The organism is Microcoleus sp. F10-B2, from assembly GCF_036704965.1.
Lineage (GTDB): Bacteria > Cyanobacteriota > Cyanobacteriia > Cyanobacteriales > Microcoleaceae > Microcoleus.
Genome location: NZ_JAUBTB010000089.1, coordinates 6,593 through 29,263, shown reverse-complemented (window position 1 = coordinate 29,263; position 22,671 = coordinate 6,593). Strand labels below are relative to the sequence as shown.

Sequence of the window (22,671 nt, the reverse complement as noted above, 5' to 3'; positions counted from 1 at the left end):
TTTTCTTGTTTTCTTGACCCTACATTAGATTCTTCTGAGTCCTTGTGTCAAGCCTAATTGAGATGCTCTTACCCTGCATAAATAAGGACTAAAATCTTTAGTACAAACTTGTGAACGGGGACTTTTGTACTATTGTCTAATATTTCAGTTTAGCTGCGTGCCGACAATAATCTTTTGCACGCGATCGCCCTTAATTTCCAAAATCAAATTAGAAGCCTTTTGGTCATTGCTGTAAGTCAACCGAGTCACTCCACCCTGGACAGATTGCGACCCATAACCGTAAGTTTTAACAACTTTTTGGCTGTTATCTCCTACCTTCACACCATCAATTGTCACGAACTTGGGCTTGGTAGCAGAAATTAAATAAACTTTTCCCTCCCATGCAGCTACCGTCAATCCCGAGTATGTTAGCGTGCGAATCTTGCCGCCGATGGCCTCCCCAGCAGGTTTAGTTTCGTCGCGCTGCGGTTTTCCCAACTTGCGTTTTGCCTCTTCTACAGACATCCCCAACCTAACGCCGCCAATCCCTAGGCGCGAATAGTCGATCGCCGCCGGCTTTTGTGTCGCGTTGAACATTCTTTCTAGAACCGCAACAGTTTGATTCATACCCACAACGGGGCGAACTAAAGCAGCAAATCCTAAGCTAGAAATTGCGAGATTGATCGTGATGCCAGCGAGGGCTGTTGTCACAAATATTTTTACCATTTTTTTATAGCTTTATTTGGCAATGTATTCGCGCGATCACCTGCTCGATCCGGATTGATACTAATAGGACTTACACCAACACTCCTGGACGCACTGCGCTGCTCTGAAACCGATTTTTTTTACCAAAACTACACACAGAAACCCGGTTTTTACCATAAATCTTAGGTTTAACAGTGAGGTATTCAGCCAGAAACTGGGTTTCTAGCGCAACCTAGGTAAGTCCTGACTAATATTTTTTAAGCTTTGAAAACCGCCAATTTCGGGCGAACCGAATTTGCTTCCGCACAAGCTTGCGTCCGCCTGCCGGGACTGAAAGAAAGAATCAAAGAGGTAAATCAGCGGAAATTGCTGTGATATCCTAACAAAAGCCATATCTCGATAAAATTAGCAATTTAGATGACCGCAACAGATTCTACTAAACACCAAAAATCCAAAGCCCTCAAACCGGGTAGCCGCCGCCCCGCTAAAGAACTTTGCAGCGAGTGCGGTTTGTGCGATACATATTACATCCATTATGTCAAGGAATCTTGTGCTTTCTTAACACAGCACATCGCGGAATTAGAAGCAGAGATTCACGGGCGATCGCGCAATCTCGACAATCCCGACGATTGGTATTTCGGAGTCAGTCAAAACATGATGGCGGCTCGGAAAAAAGAGCCGATCGAGGGCGCTCAGTGGACGGGAATCGTCAGCACAATTGCGATTGAAATGCTCGAAAAAGGCATTGTAGAAGGCGTTGTTTGCGTCCAAAATACCAAAGAAGACCGCTTTCAACCGATGCCGATTATTGCTACAAATCGTGCAGAAATTCTGGCAGCAAAAGTCAACAAACCAACTCTCTCTCCCAACCTTTCAGTATTGGAACAAATTGAAAAATCTGGGATGAAGCGGCTGTTAGTAATTGGTGTCGGCTGTCAAATTCAAGCTTTGCGAACAGTCGAGAAAAAACTCGGTTTAGAGAAGCTCTACGTTTTGGGAACTCCCTGTGTCGATAATGTCAGCCGCGCGGGGTTACAGAAATTCCTAGATACGACTAGCCGTTCTCCCGAAACAGTTGTGTCTTATGAGTTTATGCAAGACTTTAACGTTCACTTCAAACACGAAGATGGTTCGGAAGAAAAAGTGCCGTTTTTTGGTTTGAATACTAAGGAATTGAAAGACGTTTTTGCTCCTTCTTGTTTGAGCTGTTTTGATTATGTCAATTCTTTAGCAGATTTAGTTGTCGGCTACATGGGAGCACCTTTTGGCTGGCAATGGATTGTGGTGCGAAATGACACGGGGCAAGAGATGTTAGATTTGGTTGCGGATCAGTTAAATACTCAGCCCGTGATGTCTAAGGGAAACCGAAAAGAAGCCGTTCAGCAAAGCATTCCGGCTTACGAAAAAGGAGTGACATTGCCGATGTGGGCGGCGAAGTTAATGGGAGTGTTTATTGAAAGAATTGGGCCGAAAGGTTTGGAATATGCCCGGTTTTCGATAGATTCTCATTTCACTCGCAATTATCTGTACGTGAAGCGCAATTACCCGGAGAAATTAGAGGCTCATGTGCCGGAATATGCTAAGCGGATTGTGGGGCAGTATAAGTTGCCTGAGTGAGGTGATTCAGAGAGTTTTTAATAGCTGTTTTGCAGGGACATGATATTGCCCTCTTTCCTTCAGTATGGCAGGGGTTTCAATCCCTGCCTCAAAGCTTAAGTTCTTTGAAAAGGACTGAATTAATTATTGGTTTTGTTTTTGCAAGATGGCTTTAACTTTCAATTAGATATATAAGATTATGACACTTATAGTGGCACAGAAATATATCAATTTACCAAGGTCGATCGCACTTACTTGTTGTGTACTTCTAACATTATCTGGAAATGGAGTGTCGGGGAAAGCAGCAGCAGAAGTGCGATCGGGAAACAGTAGACGAACATTTGCCGATTGGTGTCGCCAAAAAGCTGATTTGAGTCCTGAAGCTAAACATACTGTTGAGGTTCTGCTGCAGAAAGCTGAGACTACTGAGTGCGATGCAGCCGATCGGAAATTTTCGAGTCTCACAGAACTCGACCTCTTTAACAATCATCTGCGCGATATCAAACCATTGGAATCCTTGACTAACCTGACTGAGCTCTCCCTCAGCAACAATCATCTGGGCGACATCAAACCCTTACAATCTTTGACTAACCTGAGTTCTCTCATCCTCCACAAAACTAAAATCAGCGACATCAAACCCTTACAATCTTTGACTAACCTGAATCGTCTCTCCCTCAGCGACAATCAAATCAGCGACATCAAACCTTTGCAATCCTTGACTAACCTGAATTGGCTCACGCTCGGAAACAATCAAATCAGCGACATCAAACCTTTGCAATCCTTGACTAACCTAACTACGCTCGCGCTCGGAAACAATCAAATCAGCGACATCAAACCGCTCGAATCCTTGACTAGCCTGACAGAGCTCGAACTCGACAACAATCTTCTGGGCGACATCAAACCGTTACAATCTTTGACTAACCTGACTGCGCTCTCCCTCCACAACAATAAAATCAGCGACATCAAACCCTTACAATCTTTGACTAACGTGCCTCAACTCGAGCTCAGGGGCAATAAAATCAGCGACATTAAACCGCTCGAATCCTTGACTAACCTGATTGCGCTCGGCCTCAGCGACAATAAAATCAGCGACATTAAACCGCTCGAATCCTTGACTAACCTGACTGCGATCGAGCTCAGCGACAATAAAATCAGCGACATTAAACCGCTCGAATCCTTGACTAACCTGAGCATTCTCGTCCTCAGCGGAAATCTTCTGGGCGACATTAAACCGCTCGAATCCTTGACTAACCTGAGAGTGCTCGTCCTCAGCAACAATAAAATCAGCGACATCAAACCGCTCGAATCCTTGACTAACCTTACTGGACTCTTCCTCGATACAAATCTTCTGGGCGACATCAAACCGCTCGAATCCTTGACTAACCTGACTTCTCTGAGCCTCAGCAACAATAAAATCAGCGACATCCAACCCTTGGAATCTTTGAGTAACCTGAGCATTCTCTCCCTCAGCGGAAATCCCATCGCTCCCAAAACTTGCCCGCTAAAGCCAGAGTCTATCTGTAAGTGGGAACCCTGAAATTAAATGCTCAAACTTTACTGTTGGGGAAATTAGAGGTACAAGACTATGACACTCATAGTTGCACACAAACACATGAAGTTACAAAAATTGATAGTAGTTACTTGTTGTGCGATCGGTCTGGCATCATGTGGAAATAGACCTTCCGCGTTAGTCTCGGAAACGCAGGCGGGAAAAAGTGGACGAACATTTGCTGATTGGTGTCGCGCTCAAGCTTCTTTGAGTCCTGAAGCTAAACATACTGTTGAGCTGCTGTTGAAGGTAGCAGAGACTACTGAGTGCGATGTAGCTTATCAAAAACTTTCGAGTATTGAGGAACTCTACCTCAACGACAAGAAAATCAACGACATCAAACCGCTAGAATCCTTGACTAACCTGACAGATCTCGACCTCAGCAACAATAAAATCCAGGACATCAAACAGTTGCAATCCTTGACTAACCTGACAAAGCTCTACCTCGACAACAATAAAATCAAGGACATCAAACCGCTAGAATCCTTGACTAACCTGACTCATCTCCAGCTCATGAGCAATCAAATCAAGGACATCAAACCGCTAGAATCCTTGACTAACCTGACTTCTCTCCACCTCTACAACAATCAAATTAGCGACATTAAACCGCTAGAATCCTTGACTAAACTGACTTGGCTCTGGCTCGACAACAATCAAATCAGCGACATCAAACCGTTAAAATCCTTGACTAACCTGACTTCTCTCCAGCTCAGCAACAATCAAATTAGCGACATCAAACCGCTAAAATCCTTGACTAACCTGACTTCGCTCTTGCTCTCCAAAAATCAAATTAGCGACATCAAACCGCTAGAATCCTTGACTAACCTGACTTCGCTCTGGCTCTCCAACAATCAAATTAGCGACATCAAACCGTTAGAATCCTTGACTAACCTGACAGGGATCGTCCTCAATAACAATCAAATTAGCGATATCAAACCGCTAGAATCTTTGACTAAATTGACTTTGCTCTTCCTCTCCAACAATAAAATCAGCGATATCAAACCGCTACAATCCTTGACTAACCTGACAGGGATCGTCATCATGAGCAATAAAATCAGCGACATCAAACCGTTGCAATCCTTGACTAACCTGACTGATATCTTTCTCTCCAGCAATAAAATCAGCGACATCAAACCGCTACAATCCTTGACTAACCTGACTTTGCTCTCCATCGAAAACAATCAAATCGGCGACATCAAACCGCTAGCATCTTTCACTAAACTGACTGAACTCTACCTCAGCGGAAATCCGATCGCCCCTAAAACTTGCCCTCTCAAACCAGAGTCTATCTGTAAGTGGGAACCACAAACTCAACCATAAAACTTTACAGTGACGCCCGATCGCCCTTAAATATTTCAGTCGCGAATGATAAATTTGATATTCATCAGAAAAACCCGATCGCCCTTATTGACTAAAAGCGATCGCACACCAACATCCTTCTAAAAATCAGCAGCGTGCTGTTTCAATTCATCCAAAGAAACGTATTCCAAAGTCAAGGCGTGAGTCGCGGCCAAAACCACAGGTGGCGCACATCCAGCATCCATTGCTTCCTTCCACCGAGAAGCGCACAAACACCAGCAATCCCCAGGCTTCAAACCGGGAAAGTTAAATTCGGGAACCGGAGTGCTCAAATCATTTCCGTTCGATTTAGTGAATTGCAAAAACTCTTCTGTCAGTTGAGCGCAAACAGTGTGAACCCCAAAGTCGCCACCACCTGTATTGCATTTGCCGTCCCGATAATATCCTGTCATGGGCGACGTGCAGCAAGTCTCTAATTTTCCGCCCAGAACATTTGTAGCCTCTGTCACGATCGCAACTCCTCCGTAAAACTCTTCGATCTAATTTTACACAAATCGTTGTTTATATATTTTTTTCCATTGGAAAGTTGATGAATTTTTGTCCTCTCCGTTCTACTTCTTGTTTTCTAATCACCATAAATCCCTGGCTTTCAAAAAAAGGTCGAGCTGTAATGCTGGCTTCGGTAAATAACTTATTAATTCCTAAGTCTTTGGCTTTTGACTCAATTTGTTTTAAAATTCGCCTGCCAACTCCTTGTCTTTGAAAATCTTGATGACAGTAAAAGCGATCGATATGACCGTTGGCTTCCAGTTCCCCAAAACCTGCAATTTGCTCACCCTCTTCTGCTACGAAGGTAAATTTACTGCTTAAACTTTTAGTCCAACTTTCGATATCCATATTTGCTGGTGCCCAAGCATCTACTTGTGCTTTTGTGTAATCCCGAATATTTACTTCGTGCACCGTGTCGTAAAACAATTTTATTATTTTTTGGGTATCGCAGATTTGGTAGGTTCGTACTATCATAAATTATTCCTATTTATAGGATAAATTATTGAAGACAATCACCCTCTCTGTAGTAGTAAGGTGCGGAGTGCGCACCCTACAGATAGAGGAAAAATTGCTGCCTTGCGCAAGTCGTAAATTTTCTAGTCTCCCAGACAAATTCCCAAACCGCGAGCTGTTTTTACGAGAGTAGAATAGGGTTCTACAGCTCTGTATTTGGAGATAGCATCTTCTAATGGAACGCTCATAACTTCCCGCTGCTGCCAAGTTACCATGCGATCGTATTTCTCCTCAGCAATTAAATCAACTGCGGCTATGCCAAAAGCCGAAGCAATCAATCTTTCTAGCGGCGAAGGTGTACCCCCACGCTGAATGTGTCCCAAAACAGTAACCCGGGTTTCTGCGCCGCTACAGTCAGAAATTGTATCAGCTAAATACTGACCGATTCCCCCCAACCGACTTTGACCTAATCGATTTGTGTGCATCAATAATTCGCCTTCTTCAGTGCGAACTGCCTCCGCTACTACAATTAAACAGTAGTTTTTACCCTGTTCTTGACGTTCTCGGATTTTTTCGCAGATTTGGGAAATTTTGTAAGGAATTTCGGGAATCAGAATTATATCAGCTCCCCCAGCAATTCCGGCACTAATCGCAATATGTCCGGCATCGCGTCCCATGACTTCCAGAATCATGACGCGGCTGTGACTTGCTGCGGTAAAATGCAAGCGGTCGAGTGCTTCTGTGGCAATATTGACAGCAGTGTCAAAACCGATGGAACGCTCGGTAATTCCAACATCATTATCAATAGTTTTAGGAATACCAACTAAGTTTAAATTGCCTTGTTTAGCAAGCTTTCGGAGAATGGCGAGACTGCCGTCGCCACCAATGCCAATTAAGGCATCAATACCTAATAGATGATAGCCTTCGATAATTTCATCCGAACGATCGAGCAATGTCCCATCCGACATCGGAAAAGCAAAAGGATTTCCCTCATTTGTCGTGCCTAACATGGTACCGCCAATAGTCAGCCAAGGGTCTACTTTTTCAATATCTAAGGGGATGCCTTGAGGAGGGCGACTCATCAATCCTTTGGTGGCTTGACGAATTCCCAAAACCTTCCAATTGTAAGTTCCGACTGCGCGGTGTACGACGGCTCGAATCACTGCATTTAAACCCGCACAGTCACCCCCGCTGGTGAGGATGCCGATGCACTTGTGTTTTCCCATAATTGTTGTCAGACTTTTTTTGGAACTCTGATTGTAAAATCTCTGGTATTAGTTATGAAAAATTTCAGAATTTCGATAGAATTGGAAATTTCGGGGGATCGATCGCACTCTCAATGCCTCACGGTGCGATCGATCTCCCACAATTTCTCGCTTACCCCTTGACAAAATCTACTACTTTATGTTAACGACGCAGAAGCCAACTTAACTCGAATTAACAGTAGATAAATCCAGCAGCTTAACGAATAAGGATTGAAACTGATGACAGAAATTGGGCCCGATCCCAACCGACCTTATCCGATCGCAGACCAACCGCGCGTATGCTTCATCAAAAACTTGATTAAATCCCCCAACATTATCGTCGGCGATTACTCATATTACGACGATCCAATAGAGCCAAAAAACTTTGAAAAAAACGTACTTTATAACTACGGAAACGAGCGATTAATTATTGGCAAATTTTGTGCGATCGCCACCAACGTCAAATTTATTATGAACGGTGCCAATCATAAACTCGACGGGATTTCAACTTATCCTTTTCCCATCTTTGCGAATGGTTGGGAAACAGCCATGAATCTATTAATCGAACTGCCAAGTAAAGGCGATACCGTCATTGGCAATGATGTTTGGATCGGCTATGAATCGCTGATTATGCCCGGAGTCACAATCGGCGACGGTGCAATCATTGCCGCCAAATCCGTGGTAGTAAAAGACATTCCGGCTTACACCGTTGTCGGTGGAAACCCCGCACATCCAATCAAACAGCGTTTTAGCGATGCTGAAGTGGCACAACTATTAGAAATTCGGTGGTGGGATTGGGAAATTGATAAGATTTCGCGCAATGTCAGAATAATTATGGAAAGCGATATTCAAGCACTCAGCAATGCTGAGTGAATTTGCCTGATGAGGTCAATTTTTTAACTTGAGCAGAATTTGCCTAAATTGAAAAAGCTTATTGGGGAAATGCTACGCCGATCGGCTTTATTTTCGGCTTCGGAACAGTCATCGGATTTATTTTAGGTTTGATGATTATTTAGCCAAATTGTTTGTAGTAAGGACTAAAGTCGTGATTGACTATCAGCCACAGAGAAGACAGAAGTCCTCACTACAAGCTTACTTAGCCGGGCCCACAGCCTCGATCGCAGCCTCAAGGGCGATCGATACATGAGTCCAATGAGTCCCCCCCTGACAAAAAGCCACGTAAGGCTTCCGGAGAGGCCCGTCAGCCGAAAACTCCGACGTACTCCCATCAATAAAAGTACCCCCAGCCATCACCAACTGACTCTCGTACCCCGGCATCGGAGCCGGCACCGGATCTAAATACGAACCCACGGGGGAATTTTGCTGAACCGCCCTACAAAAAGCAATTAATTTATCAGCAGAACCGAATTCGATCGCCTGAATCACATCCCGTCTTTTAGCCAAAGGAATCGGATTCACCCGATAACCCAACTTATAAAAAACATAAGCCGTCAAATGATTTCCCTTCATCGCCTCCCCCACACAACCGGGAGCCATAAACAAACCCTGAAACAGCAACCGATTCAAATCAAAAGTAGCGCCGCCGCTGCTGCCAATTCCCGGTGCCGTCAAGCGACAAGTTGCCTGCGACACCAGATCCGCCCGGCCGGCGACGTAACCGCCAGCAGGGACGATCGTACCCCCCGGATTTTTGATTAAAGAACCAGCCATCAGATCCGCACCCACAGCAGTAGGTTCGCAATCGTCTACAAACTCCCCGTAACAATTATCGACAAAGCAAATTGTGCTAGGATTCTGATGTTTGACTATGGCGACGATTTTTTCAATCTCAGAAATAGACAAACTCGACCGCCAAGAATAGCCGCAAGAGCGCTGGATCAAAACCAGGCGAGTCTTTGCTGAAATAGTAGAGCTCAGTGCCTGCCAATCCACACTTCCTTCGCGAGTTAGAGGCAACTCACGGTAACTAATGCCAAACTCAATCAGTGAACCTTGACCTTGCCCCCGCAAGCCGATCACTTCTTCTAAAGTATCGTAGGGAGAACCAGCCACTGCCAACATTTCGTCACCAGGACGCAGGATGCCAAAAAGAGCACAGGCGATCGCGTGAGTACCCGAAACAAACTGTACCCGGACAGCAGCCGCCTCTGCCCCTACCACTTCGGCAAACACCCCGTCTAAAGTCTCCCGACCCAAATCGTCGTGGCCGTAACCCGTAACCCCTGCAAAATGGTGGACTCCAACCCGGTGGCTGCGAAAAGCTTTTAAGACTCGTTGAAGATTTTGCTTGACTGTCGCGTCAATACCAGAAAAAATCTGAAAGAGTGCCTGTTCTGCTTCCTGTAGCCGTGAAACGCTATTCATCTATACCTCGCTCACCATTTGCGTGCGCGCTGTTCATTATGGCGTAGATGCGGCCCCTAGTTTGTAAACATAATATATTCATGACGATTGCAACTTCCAAAAAAACTTCCCCTGATTGGCCTGTCATAGGCTTTATGGCCTTTCTGCACATCGGTGCTTTATTTGCTTTGCTGCCGGGTAATTTTAGCTGGTCTGCGGTCGGGCTAGCAGTATTCCTGCATTGGGTAACAGGTGGTTTAGGAATTACTCTCGGATTTCACCGCCTAGTCACCCACCGCAGTTTTCAAACACCGAAATGGCTAGAGTATTTTCTAGTTATTTGCGGTACCCTTTCCTGTGAAGGCGGCCCGATCGACTGGGTAGGAATGCACCGGTTACACCACATACATTCCGATACCGGAACAGATCCCCACGATTCCAATCAAGGCTTCTGGTGGAGCCACATGGGCTGGATGCTCTCGGATCTCCCCATCAGAGTTGAAATCCCCCGCTTTACTAAAGACATCGGCGACGACCCAGTATACAAGTTTCTCCAAGCATATTTTATCCCCATCCAAGTTGTCTTCGGTGTGTTGCTTTATTTATTAGGCGGCTGGTCTTTCGTGGTTTGGGGCGTATTTATGCGGATCGTGGTGGTGTTCCACTGCACTTGGCTGGTTAACAGCGCTACCCACAAATTTGGCTACCGCACCTACGAGTCGGGCGACCGCTCGACGAACTGCTGGTGGGTTGCCCTGCTCACCTACGGCGAAGGCTGGCACAACAACCACCACGCCTTTCAATACTCGGCTCGCCACGGTCTCCAATGGTGGGAAATCGACTTCACCTGGATGACAATTCAACTGCTGCAATCGCTGGGTTTGGCAACCAAAGTGAAATTAGCAGAAAAATAGCGATCGGCAATTAGTCATGGGTTGTCGGTCATTAGTTCTGGACTAATGGCTCGTGACCAATGGCTAATCCTGTTTTTTGCGATCGGGTACAGGTTGGGTTGAAGTAAGCTCGGATCCTCTGGTGCGATCGACCCAACCAAAACCAGAATCAGTTATAATAGAGTTGGGAACAAAAAATTTTGTTTGGCAGCCAAATTTTTTATTTTCAAAATACAACGGTAAATCTTTTTCAATCCTAATCCAAAATCTATCGTTCATTATTTATTAGTTTGGGCAAGTGTTCAACACAACAGTTCGCTCCCTCAATCCAAACTTTTATGGGTGAATTCAGATCCGCATCTAATCTAATCAGAAATCAAAAATAGAATGACAATTGCAACGCAAAAAAAACTCCAATACAATTGGGTACACATTATTAGTTTAGCAGGACTTCACATCGGCGCTTTGTTCGCCTTGCTTCCGAGTAACTTCAATTGGACAGCAGTTGGTTTAACTGTATTCATGCACTGGGTAACAGGCGGTTTGGGAATAACTCTCGGATGGCATCGCCTGCTCACCCACCGCAGTTTTCAGACACCAAAATTCGTAGAATATTTCCTAGCTTTTTGCGGAGCACTTGCCTGTCAAGGAGGAATAATTCATTGGGTTGGCCTGCACCGCTTGCACCACACCCACTCCGACCACAGCCCGCTCGATCCTCACAATGCCGATCGGGGTTTTTGGTGGAGTCACATCGGCTGGATGTTTTACAAAGGCCCCGCTCACGATGAAATTTCTCGCTGCACAAAAGACATTTCGAGCGACCCCTTTTACCAGTTTTTGCAAAACTACTTTCTCCCCATTCAAATCGCATTTGGCGTCTTGCTGTACTTAGCAGCAGGCTGGCCTTTTGTAGTTTGGGTAATTTTTGTCCGCTTAGTTGCGGTATATCACTGCACTTGGTTTGTTAACAGCGCCACTCACAAATTTGGCTACCGCACTTACGCAACCGAAGATAGTTCTACTAACTGTTGGTGGGTTGCAGTTTTGACTTACGGCGAAGGCTGGCACAACAACCACCACGCTTTTCAATACTCTGCGCGTCACGGCATGAAATGGTGGGAAATTGACTTCACTTGGATGACAATTCAAGTTTTGGAAGCACTAGGTTTGGCCACTAAGGTAAAATTACCAGCAAAATAGCCGCAATTGGGTCCTAGACGCAAAACCTCTGTAGGGTGGATCGCACACCTTACCGCTTCAGAAACCCGGTTTCCGATCAAAGAAACCGGGTTTTTTGATGACAAATAACCAATGACCAATGATATCATGTCCGATCGACTAACCATAATATTCTGGTCGGGGCGGGTTTTTGAGATGGGAGATTGTTGGCAGGTATTGTTGGTGAGGGGAGCCCCTACAAAAATCGCGGTCGCTCGACCGGACATGATATGACTAATGACTAATGACAAATAACCAATGACCAATGACTAATGAGCCCGTTTTTGCTCGCCCCGGCTGCGCAAATATTCCGCTAAAAATGCCAATCCTCCCGAACCTACTATTAACAGCACGCTCAGAGCATTAATATCAGGTTTTACCCCAGTCCTAATCCGGCTAAAAATTTCCATTGGCAGAGTTGTAGTCCCGCTACCTGCGGTAAAACTCGCAATCAAAAAATCGTCCATGCTGAGGACAAAAGACAGCAGACAACCCGAAACAATTCCGGGTATTAATTGAGGGAGCAAAACCTGAATAAAAGCCTCAACAGGCGTTGCTCCCAAATCCAAGGCAGCCTCTTCTAAATACGGGTTTAAATCTGCCAATCTAGTAGAAACAGCGAGAGCGATGTAAGCCAGACAAAACACAATGTGAGCGGCGACAATTGTCCACAAACTTAGAGGAATAGCCAGCGCCGCTAAAAATACCAGAGTTGCAACTGCGGTCGCAATATCTGGAATAATAATCGGCAAGTAGGAAACTCCTTGATATAAACTCTTCCCAGGAAAGCGGTAGCGGGCTAAACCAACGGCCATCAAAGTGCCGAGTACAGCCGAGATTGCAACTGCACACACAGCCACTGTTAAACTGTTTCTCAGGGCAATTAAAATCCGCGTATCGCTAAATAATTTAACGTACCAATCTAAAGTAAATCCTTCCCAGCCGGCGCTAAAACGCGATTTGTTAAAGCTGTAAAATGTGAGTACCAGGATGGGCAGGTACATATAAAAAAACATCAAAATGGCAAATATCACCTGCCAAGAAACCTTAAATTTAGGTTTTAAGTACATATCGGCTTGTATTTCCTCCTGTGGATTGTCGGGGGTATTTTCCATGTCTCGCTAATGGGAAATTGGTAATTGGTAATTGTAATTCATGGGGAATTGGGAATTGGTAATCGGAAAAATTAAAATTGTTTTTTTTCTTATTCCCTCTTGCTTATTCCCTCTTCCTTAAACATCCTAAATTGCATTACGATCGCCATATTTAAGCAAAAGGGCAATTCCGATACTCACTGCAAAAATCAATACCATACTCAGAGCCGAACCCAGCCCCCAATTTTGAGTCGCCCCCAAAAACTGATTGTAAATCAAACGAGCCGCCGTCATGCTCGAAGCTCCACCGAGTAACTCCGGATCGACAAAATCGCCCAAACAGCTAATAAATACTAGCAAAGAACCCGCAGCAATTCCCGGCATCGTCTGAGGTACTGTAACTTTCCAGAAAGTTTCCACTGGATTCGCGCCCAAATCCTGAGATGCTTCTAGCAACCTGCGGTCTAACTTTTCCAAAGAAGCGTAGAGAATGGTCACGATATAAGGCAAATAACTGTAAGCCATGCCGATTAAAACTGCGGAACTTTGATTGAGCAATTCCAGAGGAGGAATGCCTACAAGTGCCAGCAGCGAGTTGAGAACCCCCGTAGGACGCAGAATTGTAATCCAAGCATACGATCGCAACAGCGAAGAAGTCCACAGCGGCAACACAAAGCCTAACAAAGTTAAATTCCGCCACTTTTTCGAGACATTGAGGGCGATCCAGTAAGCGACGGGAAATCCCAGCAGCAAACACAGAATAGTAGTCCCCGTTGCGAAAAAGAGCGATCGACCCATCACCTGCAAATTCAGAGGCTCAAACACTCGCAGGTAATTGCCGATTCCCGAAGGATTCACCAAATCTCCGGGCTTAATATTGGGCACCAAACTAAGCTCAAAAATTACCAGAGTTGGTATTACTAATAATAGAGCCAGCAACAAGCCAGAAGGGCCGAGCAATGCCAGCGGTCCAGCCCACGACGACCACGGGGGAACAGTTTCAGCCTTCAAGGAAGGATTGGGAGGAATAGGAGGGGGAGTTTTGGTAGAAACAGCCATAAATAAATAGTTTTGAGTTTTGAGTTTTGATTTGTGGGGGAGGGTTTCACCAACAATCTATGCGTAAAATAAACAATTTCCTAAACCTGCCCCCACCCCACGGTAAATCGAAATGTAATGTAGGGGCGGGTTCACCTGCAATAATCGCCTAAAATAAACAATCTCCTAAACCCGCCCCCATCCCACGGTAAATCGAAATCTACATGAAATTTATGGCAAAAATAAGATTAGCCGCTGGTTAATTGAGTCCAATAGCGATCGTACACTTCCATAAATTTCCCTACCGGAGCCACACCTTCGCAATTTTTCAAAACAGCTTCAGAAGGGAAAAGAATCTCGTTGGCGCGGATTTCCGGCGTCAGCAAATTAAAAGCATCTTCCGAAGGAGTTGAAAAACTGAGCCTTTCTACTAAAGAAGCTGCGACATCCGCTTGCAGCATAAAGTTAATCCATTTATAAGCTGCCTCGGGATTGGGAGCACCTTTAGGAATTACTAAAGTGTCAGTCCACAGAGAAGAACCGCTTTTGGGGACGACATATTTCAATTTATCGTTATCTGCAATTACTTCATTAGCATCAGAAGAATAACACATAGCTACTTTCAAATCCCCTGTCAGCATTTGCGGCCGCCAAGCATCAGTAGTAAAAGATGCGATCGCCGGTTTTAGTTCCACCAACTTTTCGTAAGCTTGTTTCACTTGCTCTTGGTTCGTAGAATTCAGAGAATAGCCCAGCATCCGCAACGCAGCGCCCATGACTTCTCGGACATCGCTGGCTAGGGTCATTCGCCTTGCTAACTCTTGTTTGTGCTGCCACAAATAGTTCCAATCTTCAGGAGCTTCTTTGAGCTGTTCGCTGTTGTAAATTAATCCAGTTGTCCCCCAACTCAAAGGCACGCTGTAGCGGTTTCCTGGGTCATATACAGGGTTTTGGAACTGTTTTTTGAGCCGATCGAGTCCGCCTAAAATCGAGTGGTCTAATTCGGTCAACAGCTCCAGTTCCTTCATCTGAACCACCATGTAGTCAGACGGGTAAATGATGCTGTAGGCGCGGCCGCCACCGGCTTGAACTCTCGCCAGCATCTCTTCGTTGGAGCTAAACACGTCGGCCACTACGCGAATGCCTGTTTTTTCGGCAAAGCGATCGAGCAAAGCTTTATCGGTATAGCCTGCCCAAGTATAGATGAAAAGTTGGTCGGCAGCACCTTTAGCAGCAGGAGCAGATTGTACGTCTGCAAGACGCCAGCCGCAACTCGAAAGGGCTAACCCAGAAATTGTCGCCGCCGATTTTTTTAGGAACTGACGGCGTGTAGAATTAGCCGGGAACATCCTGGAAATTGGTAAGTTAGTCGGAGGCACAGTTCGATTTTAGATTTTAGATTTTAGATTTTAGATTTTAGATTTGGAGATTGAAGATTGCGGAATTGGGAATTGGGAATTGGGAATTGTCCTGTGTTATTTGTTAGGAGAACCAACCACCAACAAATAACCAATGACTAATGACTAATGACTGATACCAACTACCAACAGCCAACTGACTAATTCCGATCCGTCAAAGCGAGACAATCAGTAGTTCCCCAATAAGCATAAATCGGCGTGTGCGGGTCTGGGAAAGAGCCGCCGGTATTTGGCTGGCGCACGGTAATTTTATCGCCCGACGCCAACTCAACCACGTAATGAACGTGCGTGCCCATGTACATAGTATTTTTGAGCCGCCCTTCAAAACAGTTGACCGAAACTTCCGGCTGGTAGAGATTCAAATATACTTTTTCGGGCCGAACGCTGACCACAACAGAGTCGCCTGTGACACCACTCCACATATCCGACTGCTGAACGATTATTTTCAGATTGGCTGAGGTGCGAACTGTGAGAGTCGATCGGTCGATCGATTCTACCGTACCCGCAAACAAATTCGTATCGCCAATAAAATCCGCCACAAACGGCGTCTGCGGGCACTCATAAATTTCTTCAGGAGAGCCAATTTGATCGATCCTGCCCTCGTGCATCACCGCAATCCGGTCAGACAGACTCATCGCCTCTTCTTGGTCGTGAGTCACCATCACAAAAGTCAAACCGAGTTCTTGATGCAAATTCGACAGTTCCAACTGCATCTGCTTCCGCAACTTCAAATCCAGAGCACCCAGAGGTTCGTCCAGCAGCAGAACCGCCGGTCGATTTACCAGAGCTCTAGCCAAAGCCACCCGCTGCTGTTGGCCGCCCGACATTTGACCGGGAAACCTGTTGGCGAAAGATTCCATTTTCACCAATTGCAAAACTTCCCGTACCCGTTCTTCAATTTCCGCTTTCCCCAGCTTTTTTATTCGCAATCCAAAAGCGATGTTGTCCCAGACATTCATGTGTCCGAACAAAGCGTAGCTTTGAAACACAGTATTTACCGGACGGCGGTAAGCTGGAGTGTTGGTCATTGACTGGCCGCGAATCATCAATTCGCCCGCCGAGGGAGTCTCGAACCCAGCAATTAAGCGCAGCGTCGTAGTCTTGCCGCAGCCGCTAGGCCCGAGGATGCTAAAAAATTCTCCTTGGCGGATGTTGAGGTCTACTCCGCGGACTGCGGTTTCGCCGTTAAATACCTTAAATACCTTGCGGAGTTCAACGTCAAACGCTGTATCCGCTGCTGTCGTACCTTGGTTGAGTGCTGTCTGAAACATATTCGCCCTTTCCTGGGGGTAATGCACGCCACTTAAATACAGTTTAAGTTTAGACTTTTCTGTATTTTAGGTGAGGAATGTTGGATGTAACAGGTTTTGGGATTTGTTCTTTAAATTCTATCCCAGAGCGCACCATTGTCAGCAACAGGCGTCAGCAACAGGCAAGATGCCTGTTCCACAAAAAAATTTACTCTTTGTGGAACAGGCATCTTGCCTGTCCATAAAAGGCTTGTTGAGAATGGTGCAACATCTCATATCGACTGGTCATCTATTGATTCTCAGGACTTGGCGTGGGAGATGGTTTTTGCGGTTTGTCTGTTTTGGGTGCTTCTGCTTTTTTCCACTCTGACAAAGGTCGCTGGACGGCATTTTTAAAGTCAAAAGGCACTAGCAGCACGGGCAAATTTTCGGCTGAATTTTGAGAGGGCGCTTCCGGGGGATTGGCTTGAGCGTACAAGAAGCGGCCGCTAAAGTCTGTTTTGCCTAAAACTAGGCGGTGAGTTTCCTGGTTGTCCAACTTTACTGTGACTGTAGCTTGGGGTTGGTCGAGACCGAATTCTGGCAGTTGAGCAGCAGTAATATTAATCGTGCGATCGCTCTTTCCTGTTGCCAACCTGTCTAGCAAAAAATCCACCGATGCCTGACTTGCGTGTGCTTGCACTGGCAATTTCATTTCCCAGCTAGACTTGCCTCCTTTTGTAGCATAAACTCGCTCAAAAGTCAAGATTTTTTCGGGAGTTTTGACTGTAAAGAATTGTACGCGATCGGACTTAAAAGCAAAAATTTTCTGTTTTTCTTCCTTAGCCGCTTCCTCCTGCGGAGACACTTGCATCTCGAACAAAGCAACCAACCCAGTCATGCTCAGCGCGACGGCTATCAACACTAATGTATTTTTCTGCAATTTCATAATAACTGAGAATTGGGCATTGGGAATTGGGCATTGGGAATTGGGGAGTCTGTTATTAATAACAACTGACAACTGTCAACTGTCAACCGTCAACTGTCAACTGACAACTGACAACTGTCAACTGTCAACTGACAACTGTCAACTGACAACTGTCAACTAACTTATCTTCTCTTCCACCAGATAGCGCCGCCAATTCCCAGTCCGAGTAAAGGCCAAACTAGCCAAGCTAAAACCAGCAATCCTACTTGGATGGTCGTCATGTTAATACGGCGGTTGGTAGCTTTTTTCGGACTGATAGAAAAGCTTTGCTGGTCTGGTTTACTCAACCAACTGACTGAATTGAGAAACACGTCGCTATTGAGTTGTTGGTCAAACCAACCGTTAGTCACAAATTGAGATGTGCCAATTACTACCATTCGCGATGTTTTTCTAGGAGTTGAAGGCGCAGAAGGAGTTGACTTTGGACTGGGAGATGCTGTGGGAGATGTTTCTGGTGTCGGTGTGGGAGATGCTGTGGGAGATTCTGTCGGTGTTGGCGAACTTTCCGGATATTCTGTGGGAGATTCTGTGGGAGATGCTGCCGGTGTTGGCGAAGTCGTCGGTAATGCTGGAGGCGTAGCTTCTTGCGAGACAATCACCGAATAGCTGATTGGGGAAGCTGTTGGTGAAGTTGTCGGCGATGGTGAAGTTGTCGGCGATGGCGAAGTTGTCGGTGAAGTTGTCGGCGATGGCGAAGTTGTCGGTGAAGTTGTCGGCGACGGGGAAGTTGTCGGCGATGGCGAAGTTGTCGGTGATGGCGAAGTTGTCGGTGAAGTTGTCGGTGATGGCGAAGTTGTCGGTGAAGTTGTCGGCGACGGGGAAGTTGTCGGCGAAGTTGTCGGCGACGGGGAAGTTGTCGGCGACGGTGAATCTGTCGGCGATGCTTGGGGTGAAGGCGAGGGGGAAGTTGGTGTTGGTGAAGGTGAGGGCTTTAAGGGAGTGCTGTCAGTGGACGATCGAACTAAAGCTACACCTAATAATAGCGGGCCTTGTCGATCGGTCTTTTGATCGAACTCCAATTTCCTCGTCGTCAAATCGCTTTCCGCCCAACTTTCTTGACTCGTCCAAATCAGAGGTTTTTCCTCTATCCCTTCTACGGGCGAGGTTTCCAAAGCACGCGCAAACGGATAAAATGAAATGCCGGTGCCAAAACTTTGAGTAATCGGATGTTCGCCGTAGCGCCTGACGGTGGGAACCGTAGGGCCCAGGCCAAATCTTTGACCAGTTCCCGAAGCATCGATGGCCAAACGGGTGTCTAGTTTTACGCCCCATTCTTGCAGCAACTTGTCCAATCCCGTATCAGTTGCCGGGTCTACCATTAACATTAAACTGCCGCCGCGATCGAGATAAGCTTTTAGTGCTTTAATTTCTGTATCGGAAAACGGTTTGTCCTGCCCGGGAACGATTAAAGCATCTGCATCTTCTGGCACTTCTTTGCGTTCGGTCAAATTCAGCGTTTGAGCGTTGTAGTATTTATCTTTCAGAGCTTTTTCAGCTTGCTGAATTCCGCCTTGACCTTCCTTTAGCGGGCGGGCTCCTTTCCCTTGCAAAAAGTAAACTGTAGCAACGCGAGTGCTCAGGATTTCTTCTAAGCCATTGGTAAGTTTTATCTCTGAAAGACCTTGATTCGGGTCGCTACCAAAAGCAGTGCCACCTTTTTGCAGAACTTGTTTTTTGTCCCCTGATTGCAGGTAAACTTCTCCGATGCTGGTAATGCTAAATTCTCGCGCTTTTCCCGGTTGGGCTAGCGGGTCAACAAATTCAAATTGGAACTTTTCGCCTCCCTCGCGTTTGTAGCTTTGCAGCAGTTCTTTAATTTGGGGATTTTGTGTGGGGTCAAATACCCAAACTTTGACTGTTTGTTGCAAATTTCGCAGTATTTGTTGAGTCTGGGGGGCGAGGGTAAATTGTTGGCTTTCGGTTAAGTCGATGCGGACGGGATAGCGAACGGCTATGAAGTTAATTACTCCGAGAATCACAAAGACGGCGAGGGTAGCAACTAGGGCGTTGGTGCCGGCTTGAGTGGAACGCTGCCCCCAAAAGCTTTGTTCGTAACTCAAATATAGCAGCCAAAGTGCGATCGTCACTGCTCCGGCAATAACTAAACCGACTGTCAGGGGGTCCCATACTCCAGATACAAGTGCTGCTGTTAACCCCGCTGCGATGAGGAGGGGGCCGAGTAAAAAAACGTATTTCCAATTTGTTTTTCTAATTTTCATAATCTAAATATTGAGTGAGAAAATTCCGGTTCGAGGATGTTATTCTAAAGCGCATTAGCCTGCAACCATGCTGTTAAATCTGACGGATGGTTAAAATCGATTGCGACCTCTCCTAGTGCTTCTAATTCCTCTATGCCTAATTGACGGATGCAGTTTTCTGTTTCCGGTTGTATTGTGCCTAATCGCCGCACTAGCTGACGCAATATTAACGAAAGTTGAGCGCTTTTTGTCACCTGTTCTCTTGCTACATCTATGGCAATCTGCTGGTCTTGAATCCACAGTTCTTGCTTCTGCAATTCATTTAATTCTTGCTGAGTGAAGTTGTCCTCGTTGGCAATGTTCAAAGCTTTCTGAAGTTCGGGCACCGCACTCAGTGTTTCTGGTACAGTCTCCAGATTGCTCGTGTTATTGAGAAAGTAAATCCATTTGTCGGCGGTTGTTTCTAATGCAGCTAATTCCTTGCTAAATTTTGGCAGTTCGATAAATACTAATTCTATTTCAGTATCTGGACACTCAAACTGTTGCTCTTTTTCTTTAAAAACAAACCGCGACATAAATTCGGGCTGATTATCAAACATTTCAAAGTCGGCAATTTTCAAGGAAATTACTGTTTTTAGTCTTTCGTAGCGTTCTTTTCCTGTTAATTGCTGGCTGTAGCTTTTGGCCGCGTTGTACAACACTCTGTTCCCGAAGTAAGGCACGTTGATCAGTTGAATTTCAACTAGGGCGATTCTGCCGCCGTTAATTGTGGCTTTGACATCTAGGTGTGTGTCTTGGGTTGCGAGAGTTTGATGTTCTGGTTGGGAGTCGATTATTTCTAGGTCTTCGATGACTGGTTGTGCTTCATAAAGAATGGCGTTTAAAAAATTAATCAGGATGTCTTTGCTGTCGCTGGAACCGAATATTTTTTTGAACGCCAAGTCGATTTTTGGATTGATAAATCTCATTATTTCAACAAATTAGTGGAATAACTAACATTAATTGGGAATTGGGAATGGGAAATTGGGAATTGGGAATTGGGAATTGTTGCCCTCTCCTTTAATCTCCGACTCTCCTATTTTCCTACTTTCCCACGGGAGCATCTCATATTTGTAAAAATACTTCTTTTGGCTCCTTCCTTCTGCCTCCTGCCTCCTGCCTCCTGCCTCCTGCCTCCTGCCTCCTGCCTCCTGCCTCAAAACTCCAATTTCTAGCTTGGCTGCAAAACTGAGATGCTCCCTTTCCCACTCTCCCCTCTTGATTACCCGAACTCTTCCCTGATGTTTTTAAGAACGCTGATATCGCAAAGCATCGATGGATTGGGCGGTCAGAAATACTCCTAAAATGATGTAACTGGCAAACATAATTAAACTGCTGGTATCAAAAACTCCCTTGACAAGATTGGTGTAATGTGTTAATAGCGACAAATGTCCTAATGCTGTTCCGAAGGGGCCACCGATAGCGACGGCGGCTGCATCGATCACCCACAGAAATAATACTAGAGCGAAGGTGAGGATGGCTGATAAAATTGTGCTGTCTGTGAGGGAGGAAATAAACATTCCGAGGGACAACACTCCTGCTGCTAGTAAGATTAAGCCGCCGTGTCCTAGCAGGAGAACTGCGGGGGGTACGGGTGGGGTTGAGGAACTGAGGACGATCGCCTCGCAGAACAGCAGCGGCATCAACATGGTGGTATAAAATGTTAAAACACCGAGGAGTTTGCCAGTAGCAACTGCCCAGTTTGTTAAGGGCGATGTGGCTAATAGTTCTAAGGTTCCACGTTTGCGTTCTTCTGCGTAAAGTCCCATTGAGAGTGCGGGTAGTACGAACAACGAAAGGGAGCCCATTATTCGCAGAAATAGTTGCAGGAATTCATAGGCTACGTCGATGGGAGGTTCGGTAATTCCCATTTGGTCTCGCTGGCCGATTTGGGAAATTAACCCGTCGTCGGCGAGGAGGATAGCTATTAAAAAGTAGCCGGTGATTAGCCAAAAGACTGCTGCGATGGCATAGGCTAATGGCGAGGCAAAATAGCTTTGTAGTTCTTTGCGGTAAATTGCGACAATATTACTAATCATTACTAACCTTTAGGAATTGGGAATGGGTAATTGGCCATTGGTAATTGGTTCATTTTGAGTCGCCTGCGGGTGGTTTTTCGCTGTCGTCGCTATCCTGTTGCTTTCTTTCTATTTGTCGCTTTCTGGTAACAGGTGGCTGTTCTGGTTGAGAATCGCTACTCAGTTGTGGCTTTTTTTTAAGTTGCCTATTTTTTACAACTGGTTGGGATTCTGGTTGAGAAGGTTGGCTCGACTCTGGTGTTTCTGAAACTTGGAGATTTTCGACTATCGGTTCTGGTTGAGAAGGTTGGCTCGACTTTACTGTATCTGAAACTTGGAGATTTTCGACTATAGGTTCTGGTTGAGGATGTTCTTTCGACTCTTGCCTTTCAACAATTAGCAGATTTTCGACTATCGGTTCTGGTTGAGGATGTTCTTTCGACTCTTGCCTTTCAACAATTAGCAGATTTTCGACTATCGGTTCTGGTTGAGAAGGTTGTTTCGAGTCGACGGTTTCAACAATCGGTTCAGGTTCTGGTTGAGAAGGTTGTTTCGACTCGACGGTTTCAACAATCGGTTCAGGTTCTGGTTGAGAAGGTTGTTTCGACTCGACGGTTTCAACAATCAGCAGATTTTCGACAATTGGTTCTGGTTGAGGATGTTCGCTCGACTCGACGGTTTCTAAAATCGGTTCAGGTTCTGGTTGAGAACGTTCGCTCGACTCGACGGTTTCAACAATCAGCAGATTTTCGACTATCGGTTCTGGTTGAGAACGTTCGCTCGACTCGACGGTTTCAACAATCAGCAGATTTTCGACAATTGGTTCTGGTTGAGGATGTTCGCTCGACTCGACGGTT

At 45.7% G+C, this 22,671-nt stretch carries 19 protein-coding genes and 1 pseudogene; 6 read left to right on the top strand and 14 right to left on the bottom strand.

The window, feature by feature from the left end:
• Nucleotides 1-144: 144 nt before the first annotated feature.
• Nucleotides 145-705: a hypothetical protein gene (locus QUA99_RS26285; RefSeq protein WP_333343595.1), complete on the bottom strand. Its 561-nt coding sequence runs from the start codon at nt 703-705 to the stop codon at nt 145-147.
• 396 nt (nt 706-1,101) lie between these two features.
• Between QUA99_RS26285 and QUA99_RS26280 the strand changes: the two genes are divergently transcribed.
• The 3 genes from QUA99_RS26280 to QUA99_RS26270 all read left to right on the top strand — a co-directional run bounded on the left by QUA99_RS26280 (nt 1,102) and on the right by QUA99_RS26270 (nt 5,149).
• Nucleotides 1,102-2,301: a Coenzyme F420 hydrogenase/dehydrogenase, beta subunit C-terminal domain gene (locus QUA99_RS26280; protein WP_333242014.1), complete on the top strand. Its 1,200-nt coding sequence runs from the start codon at nt 1,102-1,104 to the stop codon at nt 2,299-2,301.
• A 178-nt stretch (nt 2,302-2,479) separates the two neighbouring features.
• Nucleotides 2,480-3,817: a leucine-rich repeat protein gene (locus QUA99_RS26275; protein WP_333242016.1), complete on the top strand. Its 1,338-nt coding sequence runs from the start codon at nt 2,480-2,482 to the stop codon at nt 3,815-3,817.
• 48 nt (nt 3,818-3,865) lie between these two features.
• Nucleotides 3,866-5,149: a leucine-rich repeat domain-containing protein gene (locus QUA99_RS26270; RefSeq protein ID WP_333242018.1), complete on the top strand. Its 1,284-nt coding sequence runs from the start codon at nt 3,866-3,868 to the stop codon at nt 5,147-5,149.
• A 119-nt stretch (nt 5,150-5,268) separates the two neighbouring features.
• On the opposite strand, the gene QUA99_RS26265 is transcribed toward QUA99_RS26270, so the two are convergent.
• The 3 genes from QUA99_RS26265 to QUA99_RS26255 all read right to left on the bottom strand — a co-directional run bounded on the left by QUA99_RS26265 (nt 5,269) and on the right by QUA99_RS26255 (nt 7,356).
• Entirely contained in the window at nt 5,269-5,640 is a 372-nt protein-coding gene (locus tag QUA99_RS26265; protein ID WP_333242058.1) for a DUF2237 domain-containing protein, read from the bottom strand.
• Nucleotides 5,641-5,689: 49 nt separating this feature from the next.
• Nucleotides 5,690-6,151, bottom strand: a complete 462-nt coding sequence (locus QUA99_RS26260; RefSeq protein ID WP_333242020.1) for a GNAT family N-acetyltransferase — start codon at nt 6,149-6,151, stop codon at nt 5,690-5,692.
• A 122-nt stretch (nt 6,152-6,273) separates the two neighbouring features.
• Nucleotides 6,274-7,356 (bottom strand): ATP-dependent 6-phosphofructokinase, encoded by a 1,083-nt coding sequence (locus QUA99_RS26255; RefSeq protein ID WP_333242022.1) that lies wholly within the window; start codon nt 7,354-7,356, stop codon nt 6,274-6,276.
• Between the two features lie 258 nt (nt 7,357-7,614).
• Between QUA99_RS26255 and QUA99_RS26250 the strand changes: the two genes are divergently transcribed.
• Entirely contained in the window at nt 7,615-8,247 is a 633-nt protein-coding gene (locus QUA99_RS26250) for a CatB-related O-acetyltransferase (RefSeq protein WP_333242024.1), read from the top strand.
• 219 nt (nt 8,248-8,466) lie between these two features.
• On the opposite strand, the gene QUA99_RS26245 is transcribed toward QUA99_RS26250, so the two are convergent.
• On the bottom strand, nt 8,467-9,699 hold the full coding sequence (locus QUA99_RS26245; protein ID WP_333242026.1) for a methionine gamma-lyase family protein: 1,233 nt from the start codon (nt 9,697-9,699) through the stop codon (nt 8,467-8,469).
• Between the two features lie 80 nt (nt 9,700-9,779).
• Between QUA99_RS26245 and QUA99_RS26240 the strand changes: the two genes are divergently transcribed.
• Nucleotides 9,780-10,592: an acyl-CoA desaturase gene (locus tag QUA99_RS26240; protein WP_172187909.1), complete on the top strand. Its 813-nt coding sequence runs from the start codon at nt 9,780-9,782 to the stop codon at nt 10,590-10,592.
• Nucleotides 10,593-10,958: 366 nt separating this feature from the next.
• Nucleotides 10,959-11,774: a fatty acid desaturase gene (locus QUA99_RS26235; protein ID WP_333242028.1), complete on the top strand. Its 816-nt coding sequence runs from the start codon at nt 10,959-10,961 to the stop codon at nt 11,772-11,774.
• Nucleotides 11,775-12,061: 287 nt separating this feature from the next.
• Here QUA99_RS26235 and QUA99_RS26230 read toward each other — a convergent pair whose 3' ends face one another.
• The 9 genes and pseudogenes from QUA99_RS26230 to QUA99_RS26190 form a co-directional block, all read right to left on the bottom strand.
• Nucleotides 12,062-12,907: an ABC transporter permease gene (locus QUA99_RS26230; protein WP_333242031.1), complete on the bottom strand. Its 846-nt coding sequence runs from the start codon at nt 12,905-12,907 to the stop codon at nt 12,062-12,064.
• A gap of 126 nt (nt 12,908-13,033) precedes the next feature.
• Nucleotides 13,034-13,945: an ABC transporter permease gene (locus tag QUA99_RS26225; protein WP_333242033.1), complete on the bottom strand. Its 912-nt coding sequence runs from the start codon at nt 13,943-13,945 to the stop codon at nt 13,034-13,036.
• A 227-nt stretch (nt 13,946-14,172) separates the two neighbouring features.
• Nucleotides 14,173-15,303, bottom strand: a complete 1,131-nt coding sequence (locus tag QUA99_RS26220; RefSeq protein WP_333242035.1) for an extracellular solute-binding protein — start codon at nt 15,301-15,303, stop codon at nt 14,173-14,175.
• Nucleotides 15,304-15,482: 179 nt separating this feature from the next.
• A complete protein-coding gene (locus tag QUA99_RS26215) occupies nt 15,483-16,613 on the bottom strand; it encodes an ABC transporter ATP-binding protein (RefSeq protein WP_333242037.1) in 1,131 nt (376 codons plus the stop codon).
• 268 nt (nt 16,614-16,881) lie between these two features.
• Nucleotides 16,882-17,520, bottom strand: a complete 639-nt coding sequence (locus tag QUA99_RS26210) for a DUF4340 domain-containing protein (protein WP_333242039.1) — start codon at nt 17,518-17,520, stop codon at nt 16,882-16,884.
• Between the two features lie 161 nt (nt 17,521-17,681).
• Entirely contained in the window at nt 17,682-19,778 is a 2,097-nt protein-coding gene (locus QUA99_RS26205; protein ID WP_333242041.1) for a Gldg family protein, read from the bottom strand.
• 44 nt (nt 19,779-19,822) lie between these two features.
• Nucleotides 19,823-20,725, bottom strand: coding sequence for an Rpn family recombination-promoting nuclease/putative transposase (locus tag QUA99_RS26200; RefSeq protein WP_333242043.1), 903 nt, complete (start codon nt 20,723-20,725; stop codon nt 19,823-19,825).
• 318 nt (nt 20,726-21,043) lie between these two features.
• Nucleotides 21,044-21,835, bottom strand: a complete 792-nt coding sequence (locus tag QUA99_RS26195; protein WP_333242045.1) for an ABC transporter permease — start codon at nt 21,833-21,835, stop codon at nt 21,044-21,046.
• A gap of 49 nt (nt 21,836-21,884) precedes the next feature.
• A pseudogene (locus tag QUA99_RS26190) lies at nt 21,885-22,671 on the bottom strand (ATP-binding cassette domain-containing protein); the annotation flags it as partial.